19 protein-coding genes and 1 pseudogene are annotated in these 19078 nt (G+C 35.3%); 10 read left to right on the top strand and 10 right to left on the bottom strand.

Features of this window, described 5'->3' with window-relative positions:
• Window positions 1-190 precede the first annotated feature (190 nt).
• Window positions 191-1171, top strand: coding sequence for a porphobilinogen synthase (gene hemB / locus H6F32_RS00740; RefSeq protein WP_190367417.1), 981 nt, complete (start codon window positions 191-193; stop codon window positions 1169-1171).
• A gap of 338 nt (window positions 1172-1509) precedes the next feature.
• Here the strand turns inward: hemB and H6F32_RS00735 are convergent, their stop codons facing one another.
• The 5 genes from H6F32_RS00735 to H6F32_RS20335 form a co-directional block, all read right to left on the bottom strand.
• Entirely contained in the window at window positions 1510-1959 is a 450-nt protein-coding gene (locus H6F32_RS00735; protein WP_190367416.1) for an HNH endonuclease, read from the bottom strand.
• A gap of 13 nt (window positions 1960-1972) precedes the next feature.
• Window positions 1973-2410, bottom strand: coding sequence for a hypothetical protein (locus tag H6F32_RS00730; protein WP_190367415.1), 438 nt, complete (start codon window positions 2408-2410; stop codon window positions 1973-1975).
• Between the two features lie 8 nt (window positions 2411-2418).
• Window positions 2419-3129, bottom strand: coding sequence for a hypothetical protein (locus H6F32_RS20345; RefSeq protein ID WP_190367414.1), 711 nt, complete (start codon window positions 3127-3129; stop codon window positions 2419-2421).
• A 102-nt stretch (window positions 3130-3231) separates the two neighbouring features.
• Window positions 3232-3390: a hypothetical protein gene (locus H6F32_RS20340; protein WP_242031007.1), complete on the bottom strand. Its 159-nt coding sequence runs from the start codon at window positions 3388-3390 to the stop codon at window positions 3232-3234.
• Between the two features lie 131 nt (window positions 3391-3521).
• The gene (locus tag H6F32_RS20335) at window positions 3522-3728 is read right to left on the bottom strand and encodes an HD domain-containing protein (RefSeq protein WP_242031006.1); all 207 of its coding nucleotides are present in this window, start codon (window positions 3726-3728) and stop codon (window positions 3522-3524) included.
• A 256-nt stretch (window positions 3729-3984) separates the two neighbouring features.
• Here H6F32_RS20335 and H6F32_RS00715 point away from each other — a divergent pair, with 256 nt between their 5' ends.
• On the top strand, window positions 3985-4449 hold the full coding sequence (locus H6F32_RS00715; RefSeq protein ID WP_190367413.1) for a DUF4079 domain-containing protein: 465 nt from the start codon (window positions 3985-3987) through the stop codon (window positions 4447-4449).
• A 72-nt stretch (window positions 4450-4521) separates the two neighbouring features.
• On the opposite strand, the gene H6F32_RS00710 is transcribed toward H6F32_RS00715, so the two are convergent.
• Together H6F32_RS00710 and clpS are read right to left on the bottom strand one after the other, a co-directional pair.
• Window positions 4522-5349, bottom strand: a complete 828-nt coding sequence (locus tag H6F32_RS00710; RefSeq protein ID WP_190367412.1) for a CPBP family intramembrane glutamic endopeptidase — start codon at window positions 5347-5349, stop codon at window positions 4522-4524.
• 139 nt (window positions 5350-5488) lie between these two features.
• Complete coding sequence (gene clpS, locus H6F32_RS00705) at window positions 5489-5770, bottom strand: ATP-dependent Clp protease adapter ClpS (protein WP_190367411.1); 282 nt, start codon at window positions 5768-5770, stop codon at window positions 5489-5491.
• Between the two features lie 241 nt (window positions 5771-6011).
• Here clpS and H6F32_RS00700 point away from each other — a divergent pair, with 241 nt between their 5' ends.
• The 7 genes and pseudogenes from H6F32_RS00700 (at window position 6012) to H6F32_RS00670 (ending at window position 15689) form a co-directional block, all read left to right on the top strand.
• The gene (locus H6F32_RS00700) at window positions 6012-6401 is read left to right on the top strand and encodes a hypothetical protein (RefSeq protein WP_190367410.1); all 390 of its coding nucleotides are present in this window, start codon (window positions 6012-6014) and stop codon (window positions 6399-6401) included.
• A gap of 861 nt (window positions 6402-7262) precedes the next feature.
• Window positions 7263-7331: a cyanobactin biosynthesis PatC/TenC/TruC family protein gene (locus H6F32_RS21035; protein ID WP_225880494.1), complete on the top strand. Its 69-nt coding sequence runs from the start codon at window positions 7263-7265 to the stop codon at window positions 7329-7331.
• A gap of 84 nt (window positions 7332-7415) precedes the next feature.
• On the top strand, window positions 7416-8285 hold the full coding sequence (locus tag H6F32_RS00690; protein WP_190367409.1) for a DUF4922 domain-containing protein: 870 nt from the start codon (window positions 7416-7418) through the stop codon (window positions 8283-8285).
• A gap of 493 nt (window positions 8286-8778) precedes the next feature.
• The gene (locus tag H6F32_RS00685; RefSeq protein ID WP_190367408.1) at window positions 8779-11421 is read left to right on the top strand and encodes a TIGR03960 family B12-binding radical SAM protein; all 2643 of its coding nucleotides are present in this window, start codon (window positions 8779-8781) and stop codon (window positions 11419-11421) included.
• A 1097-nt stretch (window positions 11422-12518) separates the two neighbouring features.
• A complete protein-coding gene (locus tag H6F32_RS00680) occupies window positions 12519-14621 on the top strand; it encodes an Rne/Rng family ribonuclease (RefSeq protein WP_190367407.1) in 2103 nt (700 codons plus the stop codon).
• A 178-nt stretch (window positions 14622-14799) separates the two neighbouring features.
• Window positions 14800-14916 (top strand): annotated as a pseudogene (locus tag H6F32_RS00675) (helix-turn-helix domain-containing protein); the annotation flags it as partial.
• Window positions 14917-15053: 137 nt separating this feature from the next.
• Window positions 15054-15689: a ribonuclease HII gene (locus tag H6F32_RS00670; RefSeq protein WP_190367473.1), complete on the top strand. Its 636-nt coding sequence runs from the start codon at window positions 15054-15056 to the stop codon at window positions 15687-15689.
• Between the two features lie 94 nt (window positions 15690-15783).
• Here the strand turns inward: H6F32_RS00670 and H6F32_RS00665 are convergent, their stop codons facing one another.
• Window positions 15784-16368 (bottom strand): DUF1997 domain-containing protein, encoded by a 585-nt coding sequence (locus H6F32_RS00665; protein ID WP_190367472.1) that lies wholly within the window; start codon window positions 16366-16368, stop codon window positions 15784-15786.
• Between the two features lie 279 nt (window positions 16369-16647).
• Between H6F32_RS00665 and pheA the strand changes: the two genes are divergently transcribed.
• Window positions 16648-17508: a prephenate dehydratase gene (gene pheA, locus H6F32_RS00660; protein WP_199294428.1), complete on the top strand. Its 861-nt coding sequence runs from the start codon at window positions 16648-16650 to the stop codon at window positions 17506-17508.
• A 351-nt stretch (window positions 17509-17859) separates the two neighbouring features.
• Here the strand turns inward: pheA and H6F32_RS00655 are convergent, their stop codons facing one another.
• Together H6F32_RS00655 and H6F32_RS00650 are read right to left on the bottom strand one after the other, a co-directional pair.
• Window positions 17860-18531, bottom strand: a complete 672-nt coding sequence (locus H6F32_RS00655) for a uracil-DNA glycosylase family protein (protein ID WP_190367406.1) — start codon at window positions 18529-18531, stop codon at window positions 17860-17862.
• Between the two features lie 125 nt (window positions 18532-18656).
• Entirely contained in the window at window positions 18657-18959 is a 303-nt protein-coding gene (locus tag H6F32_RS00650; RefSeq protein ID WP_190367405.1) for a DUF6881 domain-containing protein, read from the bottom strand.
• Between the last annotated feature and the right edge of the window lie 119 nt (window positions 18960-19078).

The following is a 19078-nucleotide window of genomic DNA, read 5'->3' as shown; positions in this document are numbered from 1 at the left end:
TTCGCAAAAAAATCCAGGAAAATGTCCATAAAGATGTAAAATACAAAATTGCCCCACCACTTCATGAAGAGCAGGGCAAAAGACAGTTAAAAGCACTGTTTGTAGTTTCCCTGAATAAAGTCAACACAAAACTAGTTTTTGTGACGGTTTTTTTTGCGTCCATTTTTATTTTTTTAATTGACAAAAAGCCATGTTTCCTATACATCGTCCTCGTCGCTTACGCACTCATCCTCAATTACGTCGTATGGTGCGCGAAACTGTTGTAAATACTAGTGATTTGATATATCCATTATTTGCAGTTCCTGGTGAACAAATTGCTAATGAAGTAAAGTCAATGCCAGGAGTTTATCAGCTTTCAATAGATAAAATTGTGGAAGAAGCTAAGGAAGTTTATGACTTAGGAATACCCGCAATTATTTTATTTGGTATTCCCGCCGATAAAGACATAGAAGCTACTGGTGCATGGCATGATTGTGGTATTGTCCAAAAAGCCACAACCGCAGTTAAAAATACTGTTCCTGATTTAATAGTGATTAATGATACTTGTCTGTGTGAGTATACAAGTCATGGTCATTGTGGTTATTTACAAACAGGTGATTTAACAGGTAGAGTATTAAATGATCCTACTTTAGAATTGTTGAAAAAAACCGCAGTTTCTCAAGCGCAAGCTGGTGCGGATATTATTGCACCTTCGGGAATGATGGACGGTTTTGTGCAAGCTATTCGTTCCGGTTTAGATGAAGCAGGTTTTATAGATATTCCTATTATGTCTTATGCAGCTAAATATGCTTCTGCTTATTATGGACCTTTTAGAGATGCAGCAGATTCTACTCCTCAATTTGGAGATAGACGCACCTATCAAATGGACCCTGGTAACTCCCGCGAAGCTATCAAAGAAATTGAATTAGATGTAGCTGAAGGTGCGGATATTTTGATGGTTAAACCAGCTTTATCTTATATGGATATTATTTGGCAGGTTAAGCAGGCTAGTAATTTACCTGTGGCAGCTTATAATGTGTCCGGTGAATATTCTATGGTAAAAGCTGCGGCTTTAAATGGTTGGGTTGATGAAGAAAGAATAGTAATGGAAACTTTAACTAGTTTTAAGCGCGCTGGTGCTGATTTAATTTTAACTTACCATGCTAAAGATGCTGCTAGGTGGTTGAATTAGTTATTAGTGATTAGCTATCAGCAGTAAAGTTTATTGTTGACTGAAAATGTGTTTTAATTCTCACGCAGAGGCGCGAAAATATGCAGTGAACTAAGTATTTTTGTGTTTGGGCGTGAGATTATTGTTTGATATGGCTGATGGTTGCAAATAGATGTAGGTAATTTTTTAGGCAGGTTTTTAGTGTTTAATTATGGTACTTACTTCCATTTATTGTTAAACTAGGATATGACTTGAAAATATTAAAAATCGCTCTCAAATCTACATTAGATAATGCGATCGCACTCCTTACTCTAAATCAAAAATGCGATCGCCTGTCATTCTACATAATTTCCTTTTATTTATTCCTTTAAAGAACGTAATAAGCTAACAGGACGTACAGATTTTATAAAAGGATAAATTTCTGGATATTTTTTAAAAATATAAAGTTCATATTCATACCAGTGCATTTCTCCCTTTTCCAAATTACAATTTCGACAAATAACCCATAAATTTTTAAATTCTAATGATAACCAGGGATACTGTGATCTTGCTAACTTATGATCAATAGTTCTCACATTATCGTCTTTGTATTTCTGATCACAAATTGGACAACACCAATCAGAATTATCTCTTACCCAATTTTTACTTTCTTCAGTTATTCCACATTCTGAATCACCATTAATATATCTCCAATGGTCGAATTTTTTATAATTCTCAAAATCTTGCGCTGTCAGCTTATGATATCTCTTGTTACCAATTTTATCTGCTATTTTAAATAATTCGTCAATATTTTTATTTTCTAACTTCATATTTTTATGATTCCTATAATTTAGTAGTTCTGTAGGTTTTTTGATTGCGTTTTTTTCTGGGTTTAGATTTAGTGTTTTGACTAAAATCAATAATTTCTATTTCTGTATCAGGAAACTGTTTATCTATTTCTTCTGCAATTTCATTAAGTTGTTTTGCTAGTTTTTGCTGAAAATCTTGTATTTCTTCCTCTGTGAGATATTTATTACCAATATGATCCGCTTGTAAAAATAATTCTTCCAGGGTTAAATCTTCTACCTGATACTTCACTAAAAAATCTTGAATTTGATTATATAGACTAATAACATTTTCCCATCTGATATTTTTATAATTATTCTCTTTTAACCATTTTTGATCTTCTGGAGATAATTTAATTCTATTTTGTGAGTTATGTTTTTGCAGTTCACAATAAGTCATCCCTTGAAAAATTTTCTTACTTTTATAATTAACCATAAAAATTATTAACCCTGTATAGATTGTAATAACTTGATTAAACCCTTGCGAATTTCACTATCTTCTAATCTCAATAAACTATTGATATGAATTGTTAATTTAAGTTTGATTTGATCTAATATATTCTTTAAATCTCTGTTATCTTTTTTCAGCTTACTATTAGCTTCAGTTAGCTGTTGATTATTATAACTTAATGTATCTACTTGAGTTTGAAGGTTTTTATTCTCTTTAGAAATGCGTTGAATATCTTCCTCTAGTTTTCTTGTTTCTTGTTCTAATTCTTGCTTCCGTAAGGTTGATGCTGATTTTAAGATTTCTATATGTTCAATAGATTCTTTTAATTCTTTATATTCTTTGTGTAACAGAAATAATTGATTTTCTAATAGTTTTAATTCTTCATTTTCTTTTTCTAGTTGTAAATTCACCTTGGTTAAGTTTTGGTTACTCTGATTTAATTCTTCTAATTGACTTTTGAGATTTTTATTTTCTGTTGTAATTTGTTCAATATCCTCTTCTATTTTTATGGTTTCCAGGTCTAATTCTTGCTTTCGCAAAGATGATTCTGATTTCAGTATTTCTATATTCTTAATAGATTCTTGTAATTCTAAGTATTCAGCTTGTAAAGATGCAAGTTTTTTTTCAGCTTTACCAAATAAATCAGCATATTCTTCAAGATTTTTTTTAATAATCTGACGATATTGATTAGTTAAGGAATCCATTTGACAATTACCTCCTGTTCAGGATTAAAACTAAATAAACGAATTACACCATCTTCCTATTTTTCCAATTCTGGTAGTAACATAGATAGAAAATTATCGGCCTTATAAATATCTAAAAACGTGCGATAAAACCATAAAATTCCTGCTTTTTTTACCACCGAATTTATCCCAAATTACATCTTTCTTTTGTCTTTTGTCCGTTAAAATATAACGGGAATTATGGAGCTTATCTGCTAAGGCTACACGACGGTAAGAAACCATTGCGAATTTTTTCTAAATAATTCAATTTGCGATCGCGCCAAGGTGGTTTAGGTTTGATAATTTATTCTGTACAACCATCTACTATTTCTGTCACTCTTTCTCCAAAATATTCTAATATTTACTTTTCTTGTTTATAACCCTTCCTGATCTTCAATAGCATCATGTAATAATGCAGCGATCGCTTCATCTTCATCTCCCCCATCTTCTAATACTAAAGATGATACACTCAATAAGTGAGTCGCATAGGGAATTTCTGTTTGTTTACGCACTTGTAAAGAATGCAATTGAATGGCATAAACCACAGCTTTTTCAAATCTTTCAGTTAGTTTAGTTGCCATATTTTTGTTCTTTATTGTTGTTAGTTACACAAATTACTATTCATCTAATTCAGGCTGGTAATTGGTGATAAAATACCATATTTGAAACTTTGTGTCTTTGCTCCTTTGCATCTAACGCAAGTGGTTCGCTTCGCTGACGCGCGCAATAAATATCATATCCCAATTCAGCAACGCCTTATTTTTTAACTCCTAATGCAAATAATGAAATTATGATATATAATAGTTTGATAATTGTCTAAATAAAGAAATAAAAAATATGCACCTACCTTCATTTTTATGGCTATGGAAAATAGCAGCCTGGTCTATGGGATTATCATTATTAGCATATCTATTTTTAGCTATTAGTGGTTTTTCTATGTTTATCATGAGAACCAGACAACAAGCACCTTTAGGAATATTATTACCAAGAAACCGTGAGGAATTGCGATCGCTCCATTATATCATCGGTTTAACAATGGTAGGTTTAGTATTATTATTACTAGTAATTGGTATTATCGGCACATTAGGACATTTTGGAAATTTAGGACATTCATCACATTTAATAGCAGGTGTAACCGTCGTTATTTTAACCTTAATTTCCTCTTTTAGTGCCACTCAAATTAGTAGTGGTGCAACTTGGGCAAAACCTTTACATATTACCTGTAATCTCTTATTATTTATAGGTTTAACTTGGGTATCTATCACAGGTTGGATGGTTGTACAAAAATATTTAGGGAATTGATAATTGGGTAGTGCGGAGTGCAAATTGTTTATTCTGACTCCTTGGGCAACCACAGGGGTTTTGCCCCTACGGCTAATTATTTGCTGTTCCTTTGTGATACATCAACCCAGCTAAACCTAACATAAAAACTACCCCCATTATACCCTGTAAAGGATTATTATTTACCCCTGTAACCCAATCAGGAACAACACCAGAATATTTCACCAAATTACCCACATTAATAATATAATAACCACCCACTAAACCACCATGTAAACCCATAGAGAAACCCAATCTTCCCCTTTTCCATTTTTTAGCCCATACCAAACTTAAACCCAATAATATCAAAGCTGGAAACTGTGGTAAACTGGCAATCATCACATCTATAGGTTTAATAAAATGAGTTAATGCAAAGAAAATTGCACTTACCCATAAAGCCACATCAAAACTATAATCTTTTCGCAATTCTTCTAAAAACCAACCACGAAAAAATAACTCTTCTGCAAAACCTATTCCTAACCCCACTAATAAACTTTCTCCTATCAGGTTAATTAACAATAATTGCGGTTTTTGCCATGTTAATAAACCTAATAAACCTTGAATAATAAAAACTAAGAATATATTGAAGAAACCTAAACTTAAACCTTGAATAATATTCACAAAATTCAGCCCCGAAAACTCTAAACCATAATCACTAAAAATGCGAGGTTGTTGATAAATAAACTTACCAGAAACCTTGACTAAAATCATGAATTGGATATATAATATTACTAATGTAATAATACTTTGTAAATTAGTATCTGCAACTAATAAATAAATAGGAATGGCAAAAGGCAACCATATTAATAATAATGCTATAATAAAACAACCTAGTCTCACGGGAGCAGAGCGTTGAGCAAATTCAGCCAAATTTAATTTCATAATACTTGATATGATCACTATTAAAATTATTTAGATCCCCAACCTCTTGAAGAAATCGGGGATCTCATATTTGATAATATTTAACATGATCTAGCCATGCAAAAAACAAATTTTACAACTAAAAGCTGATAGCTGATAGCTATTCATCTGGTTCTATTGTACTACTTAAACCATGACTTTTTAGCGTTTCACAATAAAACTCAGCGTGTTCTTGAGCGCAAGTAATCACCAAAGCTAAACCATTATGGTGTGCCTCCATCATAATACTAACAGCTTGAGGTTGAGTCAGACTGCTAACAGTAGTTAAAAGAACTTGAACAACATACTCCATAGAATTATAATCATCATTATGGAGTAACACCCGATATCTAGGTGCAATTTTGCGGGTAGTAGAGTTTTTCTCAATGGTTTGAACTGACACTATTCTTTGCTCTTTTAATTTTAATAGACTACAATATATAGCAAAGTAAAGGATATAGGTACAACATCAGCAAGATAGACTTAACAGTTTATTTATGTCTAACTTTGATCATCAGTTAATTACCTAAGTACCTTAATTGTTGCTACGCTAACTGTTCAGCATTGTCATCACAGGGATATAAACTTAATTATACTTGATTATAATTAAGTTGATCCAGAAATTGAGAGAAAATTAAATCAATATGAATATTAAACCAAAGTTTCAATCAGGGCAAATTATATCTTTAGATGATTACAATAAGCATCTTTATGTAGAAGTAATTGAAGAAGTAGTTTCTCGTGGTTTATGTTGGGTTCGTCCTTTATTGTTAGTTGAGTATCATGACGATTTACAACATTATAATCACTATTTTAACGGAAATCTGCACGAAGATACTGCTAATATTATTGATTTACGAGAAGCAGGTGATTTATTATGGAATACTACCGCGTTTAGACCCGCTTTAGATACAGAAGTTATTAATTTATTATCACAGCTTGTACCAAAGGAGCTAAGATTTGAAATTGATAAGATTGCTCAAAAACAATTAAATTTATTCATAAATCAAATTTGGCAAAGACATAAGAGTTAACAGTTAGATGTTAACTATCAAACTTTTTGTATGTGTTATTAAATTTTTATTATTTTATTAAACCTATCTTTCGCACCCTCAACTGTCACAATCGGTTTTTACCGTTTTTTATGATAACATGAGGTTGTATTGTATACTAATTCTCGGAAAATTAACGGAGGTAGGATGCCAAAAACGCATAATTTATATCCAAAAATCAAGAGTAAATTAAGTGATAATACCATGTGACACCCCAGGGTGCGGAATGTGGGATCTAAGTCCAGTTTTCCACCACCCCCGTGCCAGGTATCCGAAACCCCGGAACTGACAAGGGTTGTTCGTCAATTCATCGAGGCGAACCGTGCGCCAAGGGATGGGTCAATAGACTTATTACTTTCGTTGAGGTGAGTGGTATAATGGGGTGAGTTACTCCGCGTCGTCGCCCGCAAAAGGATACCCCCCTGGATTTCGAGTTTAACTTCTTCCTTGTGAAGAAGACTGGTTTGGTGAAGGCGTTAAATTGATGTTGAAGGGTAATTTAACGAGTTGTGATTCACCAGAATCTTTTTTAGGTGATAAGCCATCGCTCTAAAACTACCACATATCCTCATAGGAGCGATCGCACCCCTTTCTCACCCTCCCTGTGCTTCGCATGGATTTATTACATGGCGCTAATTATAATTATCCGGCTGCTTTTCAATATCGTAGCTATCAGCAAATTAAATCTTCTTGTAGTTGTATGATTTAGGAGTTGTTAATATTATGAGTCAAAAAAATAAAACATCGGTAAATTCTAGCGAACCACAACCTAAACAACCAGAAGAAATTAAACGTAATATTCTGTCAACTGGTTTGGAAGATTATAGTTTTTGGTAACAGGAAATGGCTAGACAAAAAGCCCAACAAACTGAACCTGATAAACCTTTCCGTCGTGGTCGTATTTGGTGTTAATCTTTAGATCCCCTACTTCTTAAAGAAGTCCGGGATCTAAATTTATCTAAATTTATCTAAATTTTATATATTATTTTATATATTATGAATAACAATACAATACTATTAAAACCAGGAACATTATGGACAAGCGTAAAGCAAACCACTCAAAAGGCCTTAGAAACAGGTGCATTAAAATCCATTTCCACAGAATTAGAAATAGTTGAACAAGATGGAGTGCAATTTTTAGTGAGAATTTTAACTAATATTAATAATAAACAAAAAGCAGCCAAGAAAAAAGATATTCATGGTCAACAATTCAATCCTTTTTTACCTCCTGAACCAGATTTATTTGTTACAGAAATTTCTAATACACATCTTTGTATTTTAAATAAATTCAATGTTGTCAATCATCATTTATTAATTGTGACTCGCAATTTTGTACAACAAGAAACTTTATTAGATTTAGCAGATTTTACCGCTACATGGACTTGTTTACAAGATTTTCCTGGTTTAGTATTTTATAATGGTGGTAAAATTGCTGGCGCTAGTCAAAAACATAAACATTTGCAATTAGTACCTTTTTCAAAAACAGATATTCCCATTACTCCATTATTAGCATTAGCCAAATTTTCTCATGATGTTGGTATTATTCCTACATTGCCTTTTTTACACGCTTTTGCTAAAATCAATATTACAGATGATATAATTACAATTTATGAGAAATATAAGACATTACTAGCATATTTAGGAATTACAGAAATTAATCATCAACAATCAGCAGCATATAATTTATTAGCAACTAAAGAATGGTTATTAATAGTTCCTAGAAAGTTAGAAGAGTTTGCTTCAATTTCGATTAATTCTTTGGGTTTTGCAGGTTGTTTATTAGTTAAAAATACAGAACAAATGCAGTTATTAAAAGAGATTAAACCTATGAATATTTTAAGTCAAGTTGCTTGGGAAATTAGGTGATAAATTAAGAGGATATTTTAAATTTATTGGGCGGTATTGGGCGAATGTAATTCGCTGCTACACAATCAAAGTCCACTTTCGTGGACTAATAATAATATAGTAATACCATTTCTTTATGAGTTTGCGCCAAATTTTTTGATCTTGTATTTCTTTCTTCGCTTCCTTTGTGTCTTCGTGGTTCATTTATGATCTAAATTTAGAGAATCTTCATACAGAATTGGTATAAATATTTTAACCTGCGTAGGCAGGTTTTATTTGTGTAGATGCGATTTCTAGTCGCCAATTTTTAATCGCTTTATCTATAAATAATTGCCATTTATGGTGCTATGGTGCGTTACGCTATCGCTAACACTTTATCTATAAATAATTGCCATTTATGGTGCTATGGTGCGTTACGCTATCGCTAACACACCCTACTTATCTCGAAATACTTACAATCATGCTATAATTAAAAACTGTTAGCTTTATTTACATAGTTATAAAGAGAGACAAAGTGACTATTATAACTGAAAAATTAATCACATCAGATATTTTAAAACCTGCCCGTTATTTAGGCAATGAGCGGTTAGCGGTTCATAAACCTTGGGAAAATGCTACAGTACGCTGGGTATTAACTTATCCTGAAATATATGAAGTGGGCGCGTCCAATTTAGGACATATTATCCTATATAATATTTTAAATGCTCAACCTGGACAATTATGCGATCGCTCTTATCTTCCTGGTCCAGACTTAATTGCTAAACTTCGTCAAACTCAAATACCACTATTTGCAGTAGAATCAAAACGTGCCTTAACAGAATTTGATATTTTAGGTTTTAGTCTCAGCTATGAATTAGGCGCGACTAACATCTTAGAAATGTTAGACTTAGCAGGTATTCCTCTGACTTGGGAAGAAAGACTCCAAGGGAATTATCCCCTAATTTTTGCGGGTGGACAAACTGCCACATCTAACCCCGAACCTTATGCAGACTTTTTCGACTTTTTCGCTTTAGGGGATGGAGAAGAACTCCTTCCCGAAATAGGTTTAGTGATGGCAGAAGGCAAAAATGCTGGTTTAAGCAAAAAAGCTATTTTACTAGATTTGGCACAAATTCCTGGTGTTTATGTACCTCAATTTTATGCTATGGCTGATACCGGATCTGTCTATCCTCTCACAGCAGATGTACCAGAGCGTATCATTCGGCGTGTGGCTACTCCTATTCCTGCCTATTCCATCGGTTTAGTTCCTTATATGGAAACAGTACATGATAGACTAGTTATGGAAATTCGTAGGGGATGTACTCGCGGTTGTCGTTTTTGTCAACCAGGAATGTTAACCAGGCCAGCGCGAGATGTAGAACCGGAAAAAGTGGTAGAAGCCATAGAAACGGGAATGCGACAAACGGGGTACAGCGAATTTTCTCTATTATCTCTGAGTTGTTCCGATTATTTGGCTTTACCTGCGGTGGGTATGGAAATTAAAAACCGCTTAAAGAATGACAATATTTCCCTATCACTTCCCAGTCAACGAGTAGATAGGTTTGATGAAAATATTGCTAATATTTTAGGAGGAACACGGCAGGGAAGTTTGACTTTTGCGCCAGAAGCGGGAACGCAAAGAATGCGCGATATAGTAAATAAAGGGTTAACCAATGAGGAATTATTGCGGGGGATAAAAACCGCTAGAGATCAAGGTTGGGATAAAATCAAATTGTATTTTATGATTGGTCTACCCGGTGAAACTGATGAAGATGTGATTGGTATTGCAGACACTATCCGATGGTTACAACGGGAATGTTGGAGTAAAGGACGTAGGCCAATTAATTTTACCTTAACTATTTCTAATTTTACCCCTAAACCCCATACACCTTTTCAATGGCATTCCGTAGCAACGGCAGAATTTGCGCGTAAACGAGACTTGTTGCGGCAGGAATTTCGCCAAATGCGAAATGTTAAAGCCAATTTTACCGATATTCGTATTTCTGCTATGGAAGATTTTATCGGCAGAGGCGATCGCAGTCTCGGAAAAGTTCTCCGTCGGGCTTGGGAACTAGGGGCAGGTATGGATTCATGGTTTGATAATATACAAACAGCTTACGCAGCCTGGGGACAAGCCATATCCGAGGCTGGCCTAGACTGGAAATATCGTCAAGTGGAAAATGGCGAATGGAACTTATTTCATACCAACGACGAACAAAAACCAGTATCTCCCTTAGACATTCCCCTACCTTGGGATCACATAGATACAGGTATAGATAAAAAATGGCTTCAGGAAGACCTAGAACGCGCTCTAGCAGCCGCAACCGTTCCTGACTGCTCTTTTGAAGGTTGTTCCCATTGTGGGGTTTGTAGCCCGGAATTTGGGCATAATGTGGTAATTCCTGCACCTCCTATTCCCCAGTTTCAAGGTGAATTTGTTCCCAATACCACAAAGAGTCAAAGACTGCGGGTATGGTTTGGTAAACAAGGTGATATGGCTTTAGTCAGTCATTTAGATTTGTTAAGATTATTTGATAGAGTTATCCGTCGTGCAGGTTTACCGATAGCTTTTACAGGAGGTTTTCATCCTTCACCACGTATTGCTATAGCTAGTGCTTTAGCTTTAGGCGCAACTAGTAGTGGCGAAATGGTAGACTTTGAATTAACAGAACGGATGGATATTAATAATTTTCAGCAACAGTTAGTAAATCAATTACCAGCAGATATACCTGTGTATAAAGTAGTAGAGGTTGACTTAAAAAATAAGTCAGCTAATCAAACATTGGTAGGAGCAGAGTATTTATTAACTATATCTACGTCATCAGCCAGTCATGAACAATGGCAAAATTGGATAGATAGTATTAAAAATGCACAGGAGATTTTAACACCACATACAACCAAGTCAGGAAAAGAACAAATGATAAATCTGCGAGAAAGATTGTGGGAAATAGAGTTAATTAAAACTACAATTGTAGATGGAGAATCTATCGCAGTAATTCGTTATTTAGGAAGTTGTCGCGCTGATGGTTCAATATTGCGTCCTGAACAGATATTATTAATGTTTTCAAGGGTCAGCTATCAGCACTCCTCACTCCGCACTCCAGAGTCAGAAATGATGACAGAATTTCAGATGTTGCACATTCATCGTCAACGCTTGGTTAATGATGGAGATGTCTAAAATAGTATTGCATTGAAGTACATAAAGTTTGAGTTAAACGCAGATGAACGCGGATGAACGCAGATAATTTTGTACTTCTTTAAACTAGGAAGTGATATTCTATATCTAAATTCTAATTTGTAAGATTATGCTGATTAATACAGATATATTCCATAATATATACTATCATAAGCTGATGTGCAGCACTCACTGTATAACTAAAAAACCTAAAATTACTGTAGTTCAAGCATCTTGCTTGCATCTATTATCCAAATTAAGGCGTTGCTCAATTAGAGTGTGAAATGGAAAAGTTACAAAAATGAAAATCTTACTCTTGTGTATCTGGAGTGCCTCTGCGTTAAACCTTGATCATACCCTTAATCAGCAACGCCCAAATTAAAAGCACAACAGCTTACCAATTATCAATCACCAATTACCAATTACCAAAAATACTAATTGATTTTTTGCAAGTTTGCGTTACAATTAGGTGAAGAGAAATTTTCTGGCGCTGCATTGAATGACTTAGTTCACAAACCTGAAGTTCAGGAGATGTAAGTAAATATATAAGAGTGCAATTAGAATTATATCCCAGATATGTAAATTATAAAACACTCTTTCTATAAGTACCTTGTGAATTGATAGTTACCATAGCTTTTGTCAAGTTCTCGTCCATGATGCTTTCTACAAATACCTGCTACATAGCATTTCACTCAATGGTAGATATAATTTGTGAAAAATTAACCATAGATGGTTGATTTGATTTCTTAAGCTATAATCGGCTATTAGCTATCAGCTATCAGCTATCAGTAAATTAGTAATATAGTGGTTGTTAGTTAGATGAGAACATATTGTGATCATACAACACAAGACACCAACGGACTTTCAACTGGAGTTACCTGTTACCTGTCACCTGCTATATGCTGATGCACAATACAAAAGATGTTTACTGTAACAACCACCTTGAGTTTTATAGAAGAAGAAAAGCTGATGGCTGACTACTGACTACTGACTACTGATGACTAATTAGCACTTTGCAGCAATAACATCAACGGAAGAAGAATAACAGAAAATTTTTCACAAATCCCATCATTTATGCTGTCAGTTTTTGAGGAAATTGAATGCCAAAACAAATTATTATCGCCGAACAGCATCAAATAGCTGCGGTTTTTTCGGAAGATCAAATACAAGAGTTGGTTGTAGCTACGGGGCATCATCAAATTGGTGATATCTATTTAGGTGTAGTTGAAAACGTATTACCTGGTATAGATGCGGCCTTTGTCAATATTGGCGACCCTGAGCGCAATGGTTTTATTCATGTGACTGATTTAGGTCCATTGAGGTTAAAACGCAGTGCAGCAGCAATCACGGAACTATTGACTCCGCAACAAAAGGCTCTGGTGCAAGTGATGAAAGAGCCAACGGGAACCAAGGGTCCAAGGTTAACAGGTAATATTACGTTGCCAGGTCGTTATATGGTGTTAATGCCCTATGGTAGAGGTGTTAACTTATCAAGACGTATCAAGAACGAAAATGAACGTAATAGGTTAAGAGCTTTAGCAATTTTGATTAAACCTGCTGGGATGGGTTTATTGGTAAGAACGGAAGCGGAAGGAAAGCCAGAGGAAGCAATTATTGAGGATTTAGAAGTATTACAAAAGCAGTGGGAAGCTATTCAACAAGAAGCAGCTTCTACTCGTGCACCAGCTTTGTTAAATAGGGATGATGATTTTATTCAGCGTGTGTTACGGGATATGTATGGTGGGGATGTAAACCGCATTGTAGTTGATTCTAACACTGGGTTAAGAAGGGTTAAGCAGTATTTACAAAATTGGAGCGGTGGCCAAACGCCCCAGGGTTTATTAATTGATCATCACCGCGATCGCTCACCAATTTTAGAATATTTCCGGATCAATGCTGCTATTCGAGAAGCACTTAGGCCGAGAGTAGATTTACCTTCGGGTGGTTATATCATCATTCAGCCAACGGAAGCGTTAACGGTAATTGATGTGAACTCTGGTTCATTTACCAGATCAGCTACAGCCAGAGAAACGGTATTATGGACAAACTGTGAAGCTGCTACAGAAATTGCTCGTCAGTTACGCTTAAGAAATATTGCTGGTGTGATTGTGGTAGATTTTATTGATATGGAATCTCGCCGTGATCAAATGCAGGTTTTAGAGCACTTTAATAAAACACTCAAGGCTGATAAAGCACGTCCCCAAATTGCCCAGTTGACAGAGTTAGGGTTAGTAGAACTAACTCGTAAACGTCAGGGTCAAAATATCTATGAGTTGTTTGGGGAAACTTGTCCTACTTGCGGTGGTTTAGGTCATACAGTGAGATTACCAGGAGAACTGGAAAACCGTCTACCTATACCTGCGGCGGATATTCCTGAGCGTTTTGTTCCCACTCCACAAAAGGAGGTACGTTTACCAGCACCGCGTATTCCTGAACCCAAGGAATATGATACTTTTGCTGATGGTTTTGAAAGTGAGTCAGAATTTAGCTCTTTAACTCTTTCCCATCATCCCAGTTATCAAGAATTAGGGGATAAACGCCGCACTCGTACCCGTCGCAGTCGTTTGGGCATGACGGGAAGTAATGGTAAAGATAATAATCCATTAGGGTTTATTAATGATGCAGATTTAGATTTAGATGAAGGGGAATTAGGAGCATCAGACCTACCTACACCTAATCTTAAATCGAGTTGGACGGAAAAACCAGAACGGGGTAAGGTAAAATTAGAAACTGTAAAAATTGAACCACCAGAAATTGTGATGGTGGAAATGTCCACTAGAGAACAAGATACCTTTGCAGAAATGGGAGTTTCTCCTTTAATTAAGTTAGGTATGGAAAAAATTTCTCGTCCGGTTACGATTAATGTAGTTGAACCTGGACAAATGCCTGATGAGGAAATTATCTCTATTTTTCCCAGGGTCAACAGTACAAGCATTGATGATATTTTCCCTGAAGCAGAACCTACTTCTGATGTGATGGATGAGTATACTCCTGCTGTTTCTGAATTTGAAGCTTCTCCTATTTTTACAACCGTTAGTACATCTGATAGTACACCAATTATGACAACCAGTGATGAAGCAATGATGACATCAAATACGGAGGAGATAGAATCTATAACAACTTCTATTCCTAACCGTCGTCGCCGTCGTCGTTCTTCAGCAACGGAAGGAGATGTATCTTCGTGTGATGATATGAATGAGTAGCCAGCCAGGGAATTTATTCCCTGTCTCAAAGCTTAAGTCGGTTTTAAACGACTAATTTTACTAACTTCCAACTCCGGGGTTTAGCTATCCTGACAGAAGCCCCACGTCTCACTCTTAAGAGCGTGGGATGAATGGCTTGTAGACAGTAACACCAACAGCAGAAAAAGGCAATAATCAGGTGCGGATATCCTATCAATACAAAATTAAACCGACAAAAGAGCAAGCAGAAAAAATTGATAAAACCCTAGAAATGTTGCGATATCAATATAATTATTTGCTGGCTGAACGATTTAATAGTTAATTATATTACAAAGGATGATGCCTTCAACTGGTTCAACTACTGTAGCTTATTTACCTGAAAAATGCTGTAAATTGACATCTATGAGTGGCACTAAACCCCTACTGACTCCTAACACCCAACTCCGCACTATTATGACACAAACACAACTATTACCATTAACTTCTATGTGGTTAGAATTATCTGACTACTCAAATTTTCATGGTATGGTTGCTGGTGTGGATGAGGTGGGAAGAGGTTGTTTATTTGGTCCTGTGGTTGCTGCGGCTGTAATTTTACCAGAAAGTGCTTTTTCAATGCTGATGGGGGACAAAATTAATGATAGTAAGAAGCTTTCTAGTTCTCGTAGGGTGAAATTGGCTCAACAAATTGCTAGTCTATCTATAGATTGGAAAATTGGTTATGCTACTACTGCGGAAATAGACAAGTTAAATATTTTACAGGCTAGTTTATTGGCTATGAAACGGGCTGTGGATAAGTTAAAAATTACACCTAGTTTATGTTTAATTGATGGTAATCAGTTAGTACCTGGGTTGTCAAGGTCACAAAATACTGTAATTAAGGGTGATGAGCGATCGCTGAACATCGCCGCAGCTAGTATTATGGCTAAGGTATGGCGTGATGATTTAATTACTCGTCTAGGATCTAAATATCCGATGTATGATATTGCCAACAATAAGGGTTATGGCAGCCAGAAACATTTACTGGCTTTACAACAGTATGGACCATCTCCCTTACATCGTCTATCATTTCGTCCTTGTCAGGTTTAATTACAACTGATTGTTTCTCCTGACTGTTGAGTGCGGAGTGGGGAATGCTGACTTGTGGGTTTAGCACTGCTAAACCCCTACAGTCTCCTGACTCCTAGTCTGGGCTTAACATTAAGCCCTTGCTGACTCCTGACTCTTTGATATTATCTATATGTGATGCTACCCAATGACGATAATCTGCTAATAGGTGATGCAACAGTCTTTGTTTAATGGTCAATAGTACACTCTTGAGTAGGCTATTACCTGTTGCCTCTAAAATGTTTTTTGGTGTTAGGGAAAATGGCTGAGGAATATCTACCTGTACCTCTAAATCCGCTTTTCCTTGTAACATTGTACCATTATCTGATGATACAGGCGATAAGTAACCTTTTAAATTTAGGGCAAATCTTTGATTGATGTATTCAAATCCTAGTATTTCACAACTAAGCGATCGCAAATAAATTGTTCCATCTGCATCTGCCCATACTCTCATATCTACTGTTGGTTGAATACTTAACGACATAAACGATAACGGACGCATTTTTAAACGATATACGTCATCAGATATATGTTTAATGAGACTATTATCAGCCAAAGCATAAACCAACCTTTGCGGCTGACGCAAGTAATGATGAATGGGAATAGGCTGCTTAGGAACAGAAATTTCCACTGATTGAGAAGCAGTAAACTTGGTAGCCATTAGTAAATTTAGATTATTCATTTTACATTGATTATTTTATTATTGTAATATTTCTTAACAATAAACTAGAGTAAACAGTAACAAATTACAGGAGTTACGCAACTGGAACATTGGTAGGGTACATCAGATATCAAGAATCTGTTTATTTGCAGTCATGTTGTCTAATGCACCCTACAAAAGATTTTTGGTAAGACACTTAACAATCAACTAGAGTCAACAGTAGCAAATTAGAAACAATAATTAATTTAATTTAATTATTAATCAGTTTAGGGAGGAAAAATGCAAGACATCCATAAGAAAATTGCCCATCTTGGACCACCAGGAACTTATGCCGAACAAGCGGCTTTATTCTATCTTAATTGGTTAAGAACAAATCGAGGCATTCCGGCAACTTTGCATCCCCATACTACAATTGCCCAGTCTTTGCAAGCTGTAGCTGATCAAGAAGCGGAAATAGCTGTTGTTCCTGTGGAAAATTCCATTGAGGGTAGTGTTAGCATGACTTTGGATACTTTTTGGCAATTAGAAAATTTACAAATTCAATTAGCTTTGATTCTACCTGTTAATCACACTATTATTTCCTGTGCAAATAGCTTAAATGAAATAAATTTTGTATATTCTCATCCTCAAGCATTAGCACAATGTCAAGGTTGGTTATCACAATTTCTACCCAATGTTAAATTAATTCCGGCTAATTCTACTACAGAAGCACTAAAAGGAATTAAAGAAAACACTAATACAGCCGCTATTGCTTCTAGTCGCGCTGCGGAAATTTATAATTTACCAATATTAGCAAAAGGTATTAATGATTACCCTGATAATTGTACTAGATTTTGGGTAGTGAGTGAGCATAACCACGAATTTACAAGTCATAGTCACACATCTTTAGCTTTTAGTTTACCCGCCAATTTACCTGGTGCGTTAGTGAAAACATTACAAATATTTGCTGATTTAAACATTAATTTGAGTAGAATAGAATCACGTCCTACTAAGCGCTATTTAGGGGAATATTTGTTTTTTCTGGATATAGAGGCAGATATTAATTCAGCAAATATGCAATCTGCTTTGTTAGAGCTACAAGAATACACGGAGATATTAAAGATATTTGGTACTTATAATGTGTTAGAGATTGATGAATAGAATAGGTTGTTGAAATTACCAAATTCCCCAAATATTCCCCAGTATTGCTAATTTTGGGTATGATACAGCACATTTCATCTACATGAAGTACACTATGAACACAGCAAGGTGCCTGTGTTACAAGGGTTTTATCATTAACATCTGTACCTAATAATAACGGAAACTGCTGTATCATGTCCGCCCAATTACCAATGACCCATTACCAGCCTCAACAGATATGATAAGTGTTAAACCGGACATGATATGATTTATATCCTACCTGATACAAAACAAAACGAAATTAGGCAGCAACAGATCAGAAGAAGTCAGAATCAAGAATTTTGACTTTTCCCCTACCCCCTAAACTCCCTTTCATCTCAAACTATCCAGTTTATTCCGTACTTCTTGAATATCTTGCCACATTAACCACTTAGGTGATCCTGGCTCTTTGGAAGGGTTGCGTAGTAGATAAGATGGATGAAAAATGGGCATACATAACCGCCCTTGCCATTCTAACCACTGCCCGCGAATTTTCGTAATTGCTCTTTTATCTCCTGTAATACTTTTTACAGATGTTGCTCCTGTTAACAGGATAATTTTTGGGTCTATTAATCTAATTTGTTCTAATAAATATGGTTTGCAGGCTGTAATTTCTTCATTAGTAGGAACACGGTTTTCTGGCGGACGACATTTACAAATATTAGCTATATAAGTATCTTTTTCGGTGCTTAAATTTACTGATTCTAAAATTTTATCTAGTAATTGTCCTGATCTACCAACAAATGGTAAACCAGTTTCATCTTCATTTTTTCCTGGTGCTTCCCCAATAATCATGATTTTTGCTTGCAAATTACCTCGGCCTATCACTGCGTGAGTACGATTTTCTGCTAAGGAACAACGTTGACATTGATTGCAGTGTTTTTCTATTTGTTCTATGGTCTGATAAGTTGCTGATAGAATGGGAACTTTTGCATCTGTAGGTATAAAATCATTTTGGTGATTGTTAGAGTTATCAAAAAGACTAAGTTGAGTATTGTTGGTCATGATTAAAAATGAGTAGATTTACTGATATTCCATGGCTCTGGCATGATTACCTCAAGCATAGCAGGTAAATGCGAGACTGGCTTTAGGCTATCCTAAGAATTAACAGGTCTATACACACACCACAACTACCTATTAATGGGTATTTTGCTATGCCAGACTTTTTCAAATTCCGCTTGTGTAATTTCAAATTCTTCTATATCTTCTATATCTATTTTCTTATCGCACAGCATCCCATAGTCATCTAATATATGGCTATTATCATAAAATAAAACGTTACCATTTTGGTAAACTTCTATTTGTCTTAAAGGGTATAAATCTTTGCCAATTTCCATAAAGTATGTACTAGTACCCCATTCGTCAAAGTCTCCTCCCAGGGGTTCGTCCCATACCCATTTATAATATTTCTTGGTTTCTAACTTGATCAGCATCTGTGGTCTATACTTTACAAAACATAACTATTTTAATGGTTTTACTGCAATTTATCATAGATGATTCACTAGGATCGATCATTATCCATTCTATACCATACCTCAGATATAATTCATTA

Source organism: Anabaena sp. FACHB-1237 (assembly GCF_014696225.1).
Taxonomy (GTDB): Bacteria; Cyanobacteriota; Cyanobacteriia; order Cyanobacteriales; family Nostocaceae; genus FACHB-1237.
Note: the sequence above shows the minus strand (reverse complement) of the source record. Positions and strands in the feature narration are given on the sequence as shown.